We start from the raw sequence: 13,951 nt of genomic DNA, 5'->3' as shown, positions 1-13,951 counted from the left end.
CGAGTAATACACATATTCAGAAAAACTTAACTAAACATATATCTTATATAAAAACTTAGGTAACAAAAATCCAATCATCTGTTCAATTGGACAGAGATATCTGTATATCAATGGCAACTGTAAATCAAAAAAAGAATACGAAAAACTCCCCTTACTCAACACTGTGTAAAGGGAGGTTTTGCTCATTGACTGGATAAGCTGACACTATAGCTCGGTTTTAAATGACTATACTCATGGTGTTGAACGTATCCCTCATTTTCTAATCTACCAATCAAAATGCTAGGCAAAATTTCTAACTCTTCAGCAAACTTAAGTATAACGGTCTCTGTAAACACACCAGATGCGATAAATTTATCATATTTTTCTCTAGGTATAAAAAAATTTTGCGCAAATAAATCTGCTTCTTTTTCTTTTTTCTTGTATCGTTCGATATCGTGGTAGTCCGTATAAAAGTCTTTATTGTAGATATGACCTAGCTCATGTATTAAAGAAAACCAGAATATATCTGCTTTCTTATTCCGATCCGTAATCAGTAATAATACACTACCATTTTTAAATTTTTTCGTCGCACCATTCAGATTAGCATTCTGAAGTTTAGGCAATCCTACCAAAACAATGCCACATTCTAAAAGTATTTGCTTTAAGTGGGGAAAAAATTTTTCTGGCGATTCTGTCGTCATTTTTCTGATTTCTGGCAAACAGTTCTCCAATTTCTGCTTGTCATATTTCCTATCAGTTCCATTTCGAGCAACATCAATTGCTAACTCCAACATGACATTAGAATTGACAATCGATTTTTCATCAAACTCCCTTGTATTTCTATAGCTGACAGCATTATTGAATTCGTATAACATGGATAAGTTAGATAAATTCAATAATTTTCTTAGCTCTTTTATCTTTTCATTGATTGAATATCTTCTTTTTTCTACTAAGTTATGTGTTTTAAAATAAGAAAAATCAATTAACTCACATGCACGTTTTTCATCTTCGTCTTGCATGTCCTCAATTTCTATAAGTTTTGCATCGTATGTAGCTTGCAAATTCAACCACGTTTTAATAGAAACGCCTGTTGTTTTTGCCAATTTATTTGCCACATCAGTGCTAATCCTTTCTTCTCCGTTGATAATCTTACTCAATGTCTTGCTGGATGTTCCTAGTCGTTCAGCAAACTCATTCTGAGTGATATTCAATTCGTCGACTATTTCTTCAACATAGGAACCTGGATGAAAAGCAATTAACTGTTTATAGCTAATTTCATTACTCATAATGTTTACTGACCTCCTCTATTTGAATAATTTCAATGGATGATGAATCAGAAAAAAGACGTTCATTCAGTTGCTCATCAAAAGCAACAATCAATCTATAGGAACATTTTCTTCCATCAATATCCATCGCATATAATCCTTTTTTATGTCCTTTTAGGTGATGAAATCTATACGTTGGGAAATTTAAAACTGATTCAAGATTTTCAGCCGCTTCAATAAAAGTAATCATTTTGATTAACTTTTCTGCAACTTTACTGGGAAAATCTTTTTTTGCTTGTCTCAAATCGGTGCATTGTCTATTAACTTTATTGTTTTTGTACTCAATATACATGCCTGCCTCCCAGATATAAATTACCTATAAGGTAATTTAACTATAAGGGAATTTCTGTCACCTGTCAAGATGTCAGCATACAGTTGAATAAGTCTTTATATACTTTCGGAATACTCCTGCTTCAAAAGTTACTAGATAAACAAAGCTTGATTGGTTGAAATATCGTATCCCGTCTTTTATGTAATCAAAATAAAAGCCCTATAATCAAAAAAAGAACCCCTATACAAAGGGGTTCTTAGTGTTTCGTTACATCATGCCGCCCATGCCCATGGATGGGTCCATAGCTGGGGCTGCTGGTGCAGCGGATTCTGGTTTGTCTGCAACAACTGCTTCAGTTGTTAACAATAATGCAGCAACAGAAGCGGCATTTTGCAATGCTGAACGGGTTACTTTCGTTGGGTCAACGATTCCTGCTTCAAGCATGTTTACCCATTCGCCTGTTGCAGCATTGAAACCAACACCTAAATCAGCATGTTTTAATTTGTCGATGATGACTGAACCTTCGTAGCCAGCATTTTCAGCAATTTGGCGTACTGGTTCTTCTAACGCACGCAAGACGATTTTCACGCCTGTTGCAGCATCGCCATCAGTTTCGATTGCTGCGACTTTGTTGATGACATTGACTAAGGCAGTTCCCCCACCTGAAACCATACCTTCTTCAACAGCGGCACGGGTTGCGTTCAATGCATCTTCAATACGTAGTTTTAATTCTTTTAATTCTGTTTCAGTTGGTGCACCAACTTTGATCACTGCAACACCGCCAGCCAATTTAGCTAAGCGTTCTTGTAATTTTTCACGATCAAAATCAGAAGTTGTGTCTGCGATTTGGTTTTTGATCAATTGCACACGTGCATCGATTCCGCCTTTATCGCCAGCGCCTTCTACGATTGTTGTGTTGTCTTTATCAACAACGACTTTACTTGCTTGACCCAAGTTATCGATAGTCGCATCTTTTAATTCAAGACCTAGGTCTTCAGTGATCACAGTACCACCAGTTAAAATAGCGATATCTTCTAGCATTGCTTTACGACGGTCACCAAAGCCTGGTGCTTTGACTGCTACGACGTTGAATGTACCACGGATTTTGTTCAAGACAAGTGTTGGCAATGCTTCGCCATCTACATCATCAGCGATGATCAATAATGGTTTTGATTGTTGTAAGATTTGTTCTAACAATGGCAAGATATCTTGAATGTTAGAGATTTTTTTGTCAGTGATCAAAATGTATGGATTTTCTAAAGCAGCTTCCATTTTGTCGTTATCAGTGACCATGTATTGTGATAAATAGCCACGATCAAATTGCATACCTTCAACGACATCTAATTCAGTTTCGATCCCTTTTGATTCTTCAATGGTGATGACACCGTCATTACCGACTTTTTCCATTGCATCCGCAATGTATTGGCCGACTTTTTCACTGCCAGATGAAACGGCACCGACTTGTGCAATCGCTTCTTTTGAATCAACGATTGATGAAATGCTGTGTAATTCTTCAACTGCCACTTTTGTTGCCAATTCGATTCCGCGGCGGATACCTAATGGGTTCGCACCTGCAGTCACGTTTTTCAATCCTTCACGAACGATTGCTTGCGTTAATAATGTTGCGGTAGTTGTACCGTCACCTGCGATATCATTGGTTTTAGATGCAACCTCAGCGACTAATTTTGCACCCATGTTTTCGAAATGATCTTCTAGTTCGATTTCTTTGGCAATCGTTACGCCATCATTTGTGATCAATGGTGAGCCGTAAGATTTTTCTAAAACAACGTTACGTCCTTTTGGTCCTAAGGTTACTTTCACTGTATCTGCTAATTTGTCTACTCCACGCAGCATTGCTGCACGTGCATCTTCTGCAAATTTAATCTCTTTTGCCATAATTGATTCACCTCAAAGTTTTTTATTTTTTATTCTACGACTGCGATAATATCTTTAGCAGCCACGATCAAATATTCTGTTCCTTCGAATTTCACTTCTGTGCCAGCGTATTTTTCGAACATGACTTGTTCGCCTACGTTGACAGCAACAGGAGCTTGTTCACCGTTTTCAAGTGTGCGGCCTTCGCCAACTGCGATCACGGTACCTGTTTGTGGTTTTTCTTTTGCTGCTGAAGCAAGCACGATTCCGCCTACAGTTTTTTCTTCTTCTTTTGCGACTTCGATAATCACACGATCACCTAATGGTCTTAACACGATAAATCCCTCCAATAAGTTATAATCAATTTTCATTAGCACTCTCATCTATCGAGTGCTAACTCACAGTTTTAATATTACTCATTTTCACTTGCTTTTGCAAGCCTTTTGATTAACTTTTTTGGTTTGTTTTAAGACATTGATCCTTTGTTTCTGACGCTTGTCTAGTTTATAATAGAGCGAAAGGAGCGTGATTCTTACATTATGTCATTATCAAAATATTCATTTGCAACCATTCTTACGTATGGGATCGTATTTTTCTTGCCAAGTGCCTTCGTAAGTGCGGGATTGGCTGTGCCCGCCACAACGATTGGCTATCTTGTAGGTGCAATCATTATGTTTGTACTCTATTTCTTTCAAAAAGAGCCCTTATCCTTCGAACATCATCGCAGTAAATCTTCTGCCATTTTGATTTATGGGTTATCTGGGATTATTTTGGCGATCTTATTGCAAAATGTAGCCGTCTTTCTTGAATCTCTGATGGGTGAAGTCACTCCATCAGAAAATACTGCAAATATCATCCAGATCATTGTGCACCAACCATTGTTTGCCTTGGCCGCTATGGTCGGAGGACCAATTATGGAAGAGTTTGTCTTTCGTCGCGCACTCGTTGGCATCATTGGTAAATATACCAATGTCTGGATTGGCGTAGGGATCAGTGCGGTGGCTTTTGCATTTGCCCATAATGACGGTCATCTGCTAGTGTATCTTTTTCTCGGCTTGTTCTTCTCAGGTTTGTATGCCTATACTGGCAGCATTTGGACGTCGATGATCACCCACGTAGGAATGAACAGCTTAGTCGTTGTGATTCAGCTATTGGTATATAAAGGGTATATCCAACTGCCTTAAATTAGAATGAGCGTTGCGCAAAAATTTGCGCAACGCTCACTCTATGTTTGATTACAGTGTTTCTCCATTACTCGCAATTACCTTCTGATACCAATCAAATGAATCTTTTTTGCTGCGGGCAAGTGTGCCGTTGCCTTCATTGTCTTTATCTACATAGATCACACCATAACGTTTCTTCATCTCTCCAGTTCCTGCTGATACCAAATCGATGATTCCCCAAGGCGTATACCCTAAAAGATCGACACCATCATATACAACTGCTTCTTTCATCATTTCGATATGGGCTTTCAAATAATCGATACGATATTGATCATGGATACGCCCTTCTTCTATTTGGTCAACAGCGCCGAAGCCATTCTCTACGATAAACAAAGGCAATTCATAGCGCTCATTGAACCAATTCATTGCATAGCGCAAGCCGATTGAATCGATTTGCCAGCCCCATTCTGATGCCTTCACATGAGGATTGGTCACCAAATCTTGACTTTCATCGTAATCATAGGTTGGATCATCCGCTTTGCCTTTTACTGCAAAAGACATATAGTAGCTAAAGCCAATATAATCTACGCAACCTTCTTTTAACACTTGTTTGTCCTCTTCAGTGATATCAAGGTCAAATTGTTTTCTTTCAAAGTAACGCAACAAATATCTAGGGTAATGTCCCCGGACATGCACATCTGAAAACCAATATCGTCTTTGCATCGCCACAGTTGCGGCCATCATATCTTTGGGATCACATGAATAAGGATAGATTGGACACATAGCAATCATTGAGCCTATCTGAAAATCTGGATTGATTTGATGGCCCTTTTTAACAGCTTTTGCGCTGGCAACCAACTCGTAATGCGCGGCTTGATACATCACTTCTTCTCGGTCCTCATCTTCTGAAAAAAGCAGACCCGAGTTGGTAAACGGTGCGAAATCTTCTTTATAGTTTGCTTGGTTGTTGATTTCGTTGAATGTCATCCAATATTTGACTTTATCTTTATACCGTTTGAAACAAACTTCGGCAAACTGGACAAATAAATCGATCAATGCACGATTGCGCCAACCACCGTATACGGTCACAAGATGATAAGGCATTTCAAAATGGGACAATGTGATCACCGGCTCTATGCCATATTTTAAACATTCATCAAACAAATCATCATAAAATTGCAGCCCGGCTTCATTCGGTGTAGCTTCATCTCCTTTAGGAAAAATCCTTGTCCAAGCAATCGATGTTCTAAAACACTTTAGCCCAAGTTCCGCAAACAGTTTGATATCTTCTGGGTAGCGATGATAGAAATCAATTGCTTCATGATTGGGATAAATATTGCCTTCTTTGATGCCCTCTGTGATTTGACGTGGAATACCATTAGCGCCTACAGTCATGACGTCGGCAACACTGACACCTTTGCCCCCTTCTTGATAACCACCTTCTAATTGGTGCGCAGCAACAGCACCACCCCACAAAAAGTTTTCTCGCAATTTATTCATATCTCACACGCCTGCTTTCTTATTTATTTCACTGTTTCTGTTTCTTGCTTGTAGTTCAAGCTATCTACTTTACGAATAAACGGATAATAGATAAAGAAGCCAATCGCTAAGACAACAAATTGTAAAATAGCTGTTCTAACACCGCCGACTAAAAAGCCTGAGATGATTGGTGGCGTTGTCCAAGGCACTTGCACGGCTGTAAAGAGAGGGACCAATCCGGTATATAGTGAGAAATACGTCACGATACCAGAAACCACCGGTGTCAAAATAAACGGAATCGCCATAATCGGGTTCATCACGATCGGTGTAGCAAAGATAATCGGTTCATTGATGTTAAAGAACGCTGGAATCATAGATAAGCGGCCCAACTGTTTGAACTGAGCAGATCTTGCAAAAGCCATCATATACAAAACGATTCCAATCGTCATCCCAGCCCCAGTAACCGTCATGAATTGATCCAAAAATTGTTGCGTGACAATGTGTCCGCCATTTGCCAATGTTAGTTCTTTTCCTGATTCCAATATGGCTGTATTGGCTAAAGAATTGGCTTGCAAGATTGGCCCCATGATACCGCCAACGATGGTGGACCCATGTACCCCAAAGAACCACAGAAACGGTACTAAGAAACCTAACATCAATGCGCCACCCAATGAGTCAGTTACGCCTTGCATAGGACTTTGAATCACTTTGTAGATCCATTCGACAACAGTCGTATTAAATACTTTATCAAAGAATATATACACAACTAAAGCCACTGTCGTTAACACGGCTGCTGGAATAAGTGCTGTAAATGAATTCGCTACGTTTGTCGGAACTTGTTCAGGTAATTTGATTCGAATATCTCTTTTCAGGAACCATGTATAGCCCCATCCGACAAATAAACCAACTAAGATGGCACTGATCATTCCTTGACCGCCAGTCCAAGTTTTATCAATAATATTGCCAATCGTTACGCCAGAATCGGCATCTGTCACACTAGATTCCATTGTTAATAAGAAAATAACCAACCCAATCATTCCTGCAGGAAGACCTTCGAATCCTTCTGCTTTCACATAAGAATACGCAATACCCATTACCGCAAAGAATGCCATAATCGCAAATGAAGCACCATACGCTTGATTAAAATATTCCCCTAACCCACTACTGGTTACCCAATCAGCAATCGATTGAACAGGAAAGTTTGCCAATAATAAGAAAATAGACCCTACAATAGAAAACGGCATCGTATACAGCATCCCATTTCGTAATGCAGTAATCGCTTTGGTATTTACAAATTTTAAGACGGGAGGCAATACTTTATCATTGATCCATTCATTCATCAAAATCACTCCTATAAAATTAATCTCGAACGACCGGCCGGTGAATTCGCTTACATATATAGCATAGCTTATCGATAGCTAGGATGGTAGCTATCCTTCTCTCTTAGAAACAAATTCCAACAAAAAAAACAGCCGAAGCTGCTTTTTTGTATAAGTTATTGATCCTGTATCGATCGATGCGCTTGATGGGCTAACAACTCAATCAATGCAATGACCGGCACTTGCGTTGTTAGATTCAAATACTCTTCCTCCGCCCCATTCACGACTGGCATATAGTAAGACAAATTGTAATCAGCCATTTGCGCAATCGTTGACTTTTCATCATTGGTAATACTCAATAGTTTCGCACCGTACCGCTTGAAGTCTTCTGCTTGCTTGATCATTTGGGTGGTTTCTCCTGATACAGACAAGATGATGGCTAAGGTATTTTCCATCCCTCTAGGGGATACTGGTAAAAAAGGGTCAACGATGCTGTAGGCATTGATGCCTACATTCGCAAAATAACGACTACCATAAGTCCCCAATATGCCGCTAGTGCCAATACCAGAAAAAGCGACATGTCGCGCTGCAACAATCAATTTCACAGCGGGTTCAACAAACTCCCGGTAATTGACATTGTTTACTTTTTTCAAGAACAAATCTACTTGAATCGTAGCATCATAAAATAATTCAAAAGCGTTTGTTTCTTGCTCTTTCTTTTGCCGAATTGCATATTTGAGTTCAGAATATCCAGCATAGCCTAATTTATTGATGCATCTTAAGATGGTCGAAGTAGATACATGACACATTTGCGACAACCCGCGAATCGTTAAATGATCGATTTCATCGAAATGCTGCACGATATAATTATAAACATTGATTTCTAATTCATTTAATGTTTTGATTTTTTCTGCATCAAACATCCGTTTTCCTCCAATATGGATGGCATCAATAACAGTTAAACACCAAACAAAGCAGTGGCTTTATCCGGATCTGTGTCATAGACCTCAAAGCTTTCACCCACGCCTAGATCATGTTCTTTCATCGTGTTGACCATGGTTAAATGCGCCAATTCTTTCAAATTATTTTCTTTACTTAAATGGCCAAGATAGACCCGTTTGGTGTTATCCGTCAATATATCGGTCATCACTAGCGCACCATCTTCATTCGATAAATGACCACGGTCGCCTAAGATCCGCTGTTTCAAACTCCATGGATAGGCACCCATCCGCAGCATTTCAAGATCATGATTGCTTTCGACTAAGTAGGCATCTGCACCTTTGATGATCCCTCGCACATGATCGCTGCAATAGCCGGTATCTGTCAACATCACAAATGATTTGCCATCTTTATAAAACCGATAAAACTGCGGTGCAGCGGCATCATGGGAAACACCAAAACTCTCAATGTCAATATCCCCCATCGTTAAGACTTTGCCCATTTCAAAGATATGCTTTTGCTCAACAGCGACATTGCCAATCATTGGATCCATCGCTTGCCATGTTTTGGTATTGGCATAGACATCCAAGTTATACTTCCGTGCCAACACACCTACACCGTGAATATGATCCCGGTGTTCATGGGTCACAAGAATCGCATCCAAATCTTCTGGTTTACGCCCAACTTCACCTAATAATGAAGTGATTTTTTTGCCGCTCAATCCTGCATCAACCAGTATGCGCTTTTTACCAGTTTCGATATAAAGCGAATTTCCTGAACTGCCGCTGGCGAGAATACTAACTTGAAAGGCATTTTCTTCCTTCATCATGGTTTACTTTACTTCCTCTCTGCTTGTTTCAACGTGTTCCATTATACCTATTTCTTTATGGATTTTCTACTTTTTGTACTGCATTATTTGTAATGATTCGATTACTAAAGGCATTGACGGTTTCGATTTGGATCGTATCATCGTTGTCTGATTTGAATGCTACAAACCATGCTGGGATATAAACATTTTTATCTCGGACTTTCAAGATCATCGTATACGCCAATTCTGTCCACAATATCGTTGAATGACTGGGCAGTTTATTGTTTAAATAGAGCGTATTAACGGCTTCTTTCTCTGAATAGACCGTCATCTTCTCCCTTAAAGGCGTGATTGATGAAATATGGGTTTGGTTATACTTGGTGATCTGCAACAAATCATCCGTTTGTTCCAACGTCATGTCGATTCGACTAGAACTATCATTAAATGGGATGCCTTCATAGGATTGCGTGGCAACAACAGTTGGGTGTGTGCTATCGATCAAAGACAAATTCTCGATATATTGATATTCATCCCCATATAGTACCTGGTCTTCTCGCTTTAAATAGCCATTCACCGTTTCTTCTGCTTGCGCATCGTCGCTGATATAAAAACCGCCTGAAGCCACATGAGTCAGTTGTTGCCCTTTGACCGTTGACTCACCTGTCAGTTTATTCTCTGATTGCGCTGCTTTCAATGCCGCAGTCATATCTGTCTGTTCTCCGCTAAGATAATATCCGCTTAACGTTTCATCCGATAACTCCCCTGAAAAACGAATATCTTCGGTATCTAATCGCTGTTCAATCGGGATCGTCTGATTCGATTGGGATACATTGCGCTGTTCACTGCGGGCTTCACTGTAGATATTGAAAAGAAACACATTCAACCCTAAAAAGGCGAGGAAAAAAATCCATTCGATTCGTTTGAAATCCAACTAATTCTCCTCCTTTTCTGCCAATTTATCCAGCAAACTATCATAACTGATCCATTGTGCATCATAATTGATATACCATGCAGGGGTCAAATTGACCAGTGGTGCGTCTTTGATTTCTCCCCATTGGTAACCGACAATGATTTGCGCTAACTGATCATTCTCTGCACCAGCAGCCAATAGGTTCTCTTTGACTGTCAAGCTTGATGGTAATTCTACTTCAGTATCTGAAGGAATAGGTACTTGGATGGCATTTAAACTAGCAGAAATCGACATTTCGCGACTACCAGTTTGGCCACTGTCAGAAAATGCAACATTGATTACACCTTGAGAGCCGCTGCTGAATACAGGATAGCCTTCAACAAAGACACGATATTCTAAGTGTTTATCCAGTTGATCAAAGTAGCGAATCGTACCAAAATTATTGCCTAATCGGGTGATATAATCGGCACTAAGCATGGCTAGATCTGCTTCTTCAGATTCTGCGATCGTCGTTTCAAATTTGACAAGCTGTTGGTCTTGCATGACCGTCATATTCTGACCGCCTTCATAGTAATACGTGTCAACACTATCGTCATTGATTTTGACATCTTTCGGATAATTGAAAAAGGCTTCGCGGAAAAGACTTTGAGATTGCGTGGAAGAATAGTAACTATATTTCTTCAGCTTGATGGTATCTTGCGTATAAAACTGATTGCTGTCTTGTATTTCATCTTGCTGCATTGCTGTCCATTCTCGAGGATTATCCGCCAATAGACTTTTCACTTCAGATTTATCCCAATCAATCGTACCTTCAATGATCCGCATTTTATCCAAATCAATAAATTGAATCGCATCTGAATCTAAATCAAAGTGAATACGTGTGAAGGGCAGATCACTGCCATCCTCTTTGTTCTGAAATGATATGTCCATCTCGAAAGTTTCCGCATAATCATTTAAATAAAACGAGGTGTAATAATTCAACGAAATACCTTGTGACAAAGTAACAGCTTTCGTAAAATCCGCTTCATCATCATAGGTATTGACCACTAGATCACTGATTGTTCCTTGATCGATTTCTCCTTGGATCTCACGAATCAACGTCTCAGAATTGGTCTCTTTGATAACGTCATCGTCTTGCCAAGTAAGATATAGCGGTAAAAATAAATCACTTTTTTGTTTGTACGTTTGAACAGACGGATTGACAGTGGTGTCCGGATCGTCACTAACACTGCTATTGCCGGTTGGATTGAGCCAAATCATATAAGAAAAATAAAAGCTCAACGCGATCATTAAAATCAAACCCAAGCGCATGACTTTTTCCGAAATTCTCATACCCACCAATCCTCCTCATACGGTTCATATGGCAACATAATATAGAAGGTTGAACCGCGATGTTCTCGACTTTCAGCCCAAATGGCACCACCGTGGGATTTGATCACTTCTCGAGAAATCGCCAAGCCCAATCCTGTTCCACCCTGTTGCCGTGCACGTGCCTTATCCACACGATAGAAACGATCGAAGATTTTTGTGAGGTCTTTTTTCGGAATCCCCAGACCTTGGTCATTGATACTCAACACGATATTGTTATGGGTCTCCATCAATTTCACGGTGATGATTCCGCCATCTGGTGAATACTTGATGGCGTTATTCATGATATTATCGATTACTTGGATCATTTTGTCGGTATCCACTTCAACCCACAGTTCTCGCTTCGTGAACTCCCGGCGAATCAAGTATTTTTTGCTTTCATTGGTCACCATCATATCAAAACGATCCAGCACGAAATTGACCAGTTCATTAAAATTAACATACTCCGATTGCAATTGAGCGTTGCCGCTATCCATTCTTGAAAGACTCAACAGATCATTGATCATTCGAATCATCCGGTCGGTCTCATCCAAGGTAACTTTCAAAAAGTTGGGTGCAATCTCTGGATCTTTCCAGGCACCTTCGCTTAATGCCTCAATATAGCTACGCATACTCGTCAAAGGCGTCCGCAGTTCATGAGATACGTTTGAAACAAACTCGCGGCGTTCTTGTTCATTTTGTTCTTGTTCTGTTACATCATGCATCACGGCAACCAAACCTGATATGAAGCCGGATTCTCGTCGAATCATTGAAAAATCGATCCGCAATATCAGATTGGATCCATTGGCATCAGTGCTTGGTCGTTCAATCAGCATCTCTTCAGGACTTTCCAATAATTTACGCAATGTATATTCTTCATCAATTTGCAGCAAAGACAAAATCGATTGGCCTACTGCTTCTTCTGTCGTGACATTCAACAACGACATGGCCATTTCATTGATGGTTATCACTTTGCCTCGTCGGTCGGTCGCCACGACGCCATCGGTCATATGGGATAGCACACTATCTAGCCGATTCCGTTCCGATTCCATGGCCTCTTGGGTTTCTTCAATACGTTCGCCCAATTGGTTGAAGGTTTCTGCCAGTTGTCCTAGTTCATCTTTTCCGTGAACAGCAACTTTCCGACTATAGTCTCCTTTGGCGATCCGAATCGCTTGTTCCCGCATTTCACCGATTGGTTGCGTGATCGATCGGGATACCAATAAGGCGACAACGATCGAAATAACTGCGGCAATCAATGATGCCGTCACAAAAATCAAGGCCGTTGTACTGACTTCACTGTATTTTGATTCTAAATTGCTGCGCAAATACAACGTCCCTAAAACCGCGTCACCTGTCGGAGATTGGATGGATTGGACGATGTTGAATACCCGTTGCCCGCTTGATTCATCGTATAACACTTCACTGCGGTTCGTATCGTAATCTCGGTAATCATTTTTTTCGCCCACTGAACCTCGGTCATTGATATTCGTGGTGGCCCGAATAATACCTTGTTCATCAACCACCCGCATTTCCAAGATCTCTGATGAATTTGTACTGGTCAAGATTCGATTCAAAGACGTATTCATTGAATCCCAATCCAAACCATTTTCTGAGTCCATTCGGCTCAATTCTGACCCTAATGTAACCACCAGTGTGCTTGCCCTTGCCTCCATGTCGCGTTTGAAGGCATCGACTGTGGTTTTTTCCAATTCACGAATAAAATACGCCCCGATAATCTGGATCGCAATCAATAGGATCAAGATAAATGTCAGGGCGATTTTGAAGTTCACTGATTGAAAAAAGCGAACTTTATTTTTCATCTCTTATTCCTGTTCTGGATTTCGCAAATAATAGCCTACTCCGCGACGAGTCACTAGGTAATTTGGATGACTTGGACTATCTTCGATTTTTTCACGCAAGCGGCGCACGGTAACATCGACTGTTCGGACATCGCCGAAATAGTCATAGCCCCATACAGTTTGTAATAAATGTTCCCGGGTCATTACTTGACCAAGATGTTTGGCTAGATAATGCATCAACTCAAATTCACGATGGGTCAATTCAATGGCCCCACCATTTTTGGTCACCATATAAGCTTCTGGATGAATCGTTAAATCACCGATAGTCAATTCTGCATTCGGCGCATCTTCGGCTTCTTTTGCTGATGAAGAACCACGACGCAAATTGGCTTTCACGCGCGCGACCAATTCCCGATTCGAGAATGGTTTTGTCACATAGTCATCGGCCCCTAATTCAAGACCTAACACTTTATCGATTTCAGAATCTTTGGCTGTAACCATAATGATTGGCATATCGTGGGTTTTGCGCACTTCTCTTGCCACTTCTAACCCGTCCATTTTTGGCAGCATCAAATCTAAAATGATTAAATCTGGATCGACTTCTGCGACTTGTTCTAATGCTTCTTCGCCATCATACGCTGTATATACTTCATATCCCTCTTTGGTTAAATTAAACTTGACGATATCTGAGATTGGTTTCTCATCGTCTACGACTAGGATCTTTTTCAAAAAAT

General features: G+C 40.2%; 13 protein-coding genes. 1 reads left to right on the top strand and 12 read right to left on the bottom strand.

Annotation, left to right across the window (positions count from 1 at the left end; genetic code table 11):
* Positions 1–182 precede the first annotated feature (182 nt).
* From A5886_RS03440 to groES, 4 genes are all read right to left on the bottom strand, one after another.
* Positions 183–1,265, bottom strand: coding sequence for a HigA family addiction module antitoxin (locus A5886_RS03440; protein WP_086273646.1), 1,083 nt, complete (start codon positions 1,263–1,265; stop codon positions 183–185).
* On the bottom strand, positions 1,258–1,596 hold the full coding sequence (locus A5886_RS03435) for a type II toxin-antitoxin system RelE/ParE family toxin (protein ID WP_086273645.1): 339 nt from the start codon (positions 1,594–1,596) through the stop codon (positions 1,258–1,260). The genes A5886_RS03440 and A5886_RS03435 overlap by 8 nt, the downstream gene beginning before the upstream one ends.
* Positions 1,597–1,842: 246 nt before the next feature.
* Positions 1,843–3,471, bottom strand: coding sequence for a chaperonin GroEL (groL, locus tag A5886_RS03430; protein ID WP_086273644.1), 1,629 nt, complete (start codon positions 3,469–3,471; stop codon positions 1,843–1,845).
* A gap of 29 nt (positions 3,472–3,500) precedes the next feature.
* Positions 3,501–3,785 carry a co-chaperone GroES gene (gene groES / locus A5886_RS03425; protein WP_054117104.1) on the bottom strand — a complete coding sequence of 95 codons (285 nt, stop codon included), beginning with the start codon at positions 3,783–3,785 and terminating at the stop codon, positions 3,501–3,503.
* Between the two features lie 204 nt (positions 3,786–3,989).
* Here groES and A5886_RS03420 point away from each other — a divergent pair, with 204 nt between their 5' ends.
* On the top strand, positions 3,990–4,634 hold the full coding sequence (locus A5886_RS03420) for a CPBP family intramembrane glutamic endopeptidase (protein ID WP_086273643.1): 645 nt from the start codon (positions 3,990–3,992) through the stop codon (positions 4,632–4,634).
* A gap of 51 nt (positions 4,635–4,685) precedes the next feature.
* Here the strand turns inward: A5886_RS03420 and A5886_RS03415 are convergent, their stop codons facing one another.
* The 8 genes from A5886_RS03415 to yycF all read right to left on the bottom strand — a co-directional run bounded on the left by A5886_RS03415 (position 4,686) and on the right by yycF (position 13,946).
* Complete coding sequence (locus tag A5886_RS03415; protein ID WP_086273642.1) at positions 4,686–6,113, bottom strand: 6-phospho-beta-glucosidase; 1,428 nt, start codon at positions 6,111–6,113, stop codon at positions 4,686–4,688.
* Between the two features lie 23 nt (positions 6,114–6,136).
* A complete protein-coding gene (locus tag A5886_RS03410) occupies positions 6,137–7,432 on the bottom strand; it encodes a PTS sugar transporter subunit IIC (RefSeq protein WP_086273641.1) in 1,296 nt (431 codons plus the stop codon).
* A 155-nt stretch (positions 7,433–7,587) separates the two neighbouring features.
* Positions 7,588–8,334, bottom strand: a complete 747-nt coding sequence (locus A5886_RS03405; RefSeq protein WP_086273640.1) for a MurR/RpiR family transcriptional regulator — start codon at positions 8,332–8,334, stop codon at positions 7,588–7,590.
* A 35-nt stretch (positions 8,335–8,369) separates the two neighbouring features.
* Positions 8,370–9,176, bottom strand: a complete 807-nt coding sequence (gene walJ, locus A5886_RS03400; RefSeq protein WP_086275972.1) for an exodeoxyribonuclease WalJ — start codon at positions 9,174–9,176, stop codon at positions 8,370–8,372.
* 58 nt (positions 9,177–9,234) lie between these two features.
* Positions 9,235–10,089 carry a two-component system regulatory protein YycI gene (locus tag A5886_RS03395; protein WP_086273639.1) on the bottom strand — a complete coding sequence of 285 codons (855 nt, stop codon included), beginning with the start codon at positions 10,087–10,089 and terminating at the stop codon, positions 9,235–9,237.
* Positions 10,090–11,400, bottom strand: coding sequence for a two-component system activity regulator YycH (locus tag A5886_RS03390; RefSeq protein ID WP_086273638.1), 1,311 nt, complete (start codon positions 11,398–11,400; stop codon positions 10,090–10,092).
* Positions 11,397–13,238, bottom strand: a complete 1,842-nt coding sequence (gene walK / locus A5886_RS03385; RefSeq protein WP_086273637.1) for a cell wall metabolism sensor histidine kinase WalK — start codon at positions 13,236–13,238, stop codon at positions 11,397–11,399. The genes A5886_RS03390 and walK overlap by 4 nt, the downstream gene beginning before the upstream one ends.
* Positions 13,239–13,241: 3 nt before the next feature.
* Positions 13,242–13,946, bottom strand: a complete 705-nt coding sequence (gene yycF / locus A5886_RS03380; protein ID WP_086273636.1) for a response regulator YycF — start codon at positions 13,944–13,946, stop codon at positions 13,242–13,244.
* Positions 13,947–13,951 lie beyond the last annotated feature (5 nt).

The organism is Candidatus Enterococcus testudinis (assembly GCF_002140915.1).
In the GTDB taxonomy this organism is placed as follows: domain Bacteria; phylum Bacillota; class Bacilli; order Lactobacillales; family Enterococcaceae; genus Enterococcus_D; species Enterococcus_D testudinis.
This window is presented reverse-complemented; position numbering and strand designations above follow the sequence as displayed.

Excerpts from the sequence above, each read along its gene's own strand:
- A5886_RS03405 (WP_086273640.1), bottom strand. The coding sequence starts at position 8,334 with ATGTTTGATGCAGAAAAAATCAAAACATTAAATGAATTAGAAATCAAT.
- A5886_RS03420 (WP_086273643.1), top strand. The coding sequence starts at position 3,990 with ATGTCATTATCAAAATATTCATTTGCAACCATTCTTACGTATGGGATC.
- walJ (WP_086275972.1), bottom strand. The coding sequence starts at position 9,176 with ATGAAGGAAGAAAATGCCTTTCAAGTTAGTATTCTCGCCAGCGGCAGT.
- A5886_RS03440 (WP_086273646.1), bottom strand. The coding sequence starts at position 1,265 with ATGAGTAATGAAATTAGCTATAAACAGTTAATTGCTTTTCATCCAGGT.
- A5886_RS03410 (WP_086273641.1), bottom strand. The coding sequence starts at position 7,432 with ATGAATGAATGGATCAATGATAAAGTATTGCCTCCCGTCTTAAAATTT.
- A5886_RS03415 (WP_086273642.1), bottom strand. The coding sequence starts at position 6,113 with ATGAATAAATTGCGAGAAAACTTTTTGTGGGGTGGTGCTGTTGCTGCG.
- A5886_RS03390 (WP_086273638.1), bottom strand. The coding sequence starts at position 11,400 with ATGAGAATTTCGGAAAAAGTCATGCGCTTGGGTTTGATTTTAATGATC.
- A5886_RS03435 (WP_086273645.1), bottom strand. The coding sequence starts at position 1,596 with ATGTATATTGAGTACAAAAACAATAAAGTTAATAGACAATGCACCGAT.
- groL (WP_086273644.1), bottom strand. The coding sequence starts at position 3,471 with ATGGCAAAAGAGATTAAATTTGCAGAAGATGCACGTGCAGCAATGCTG.
- walK (WP_086273637.1), bottom strand. The coding sequence starts at position 13,238 with ATGAAAAATAAAGTTCGCTTTTTTCAATCAGTGAACTTCAAAATCGCC.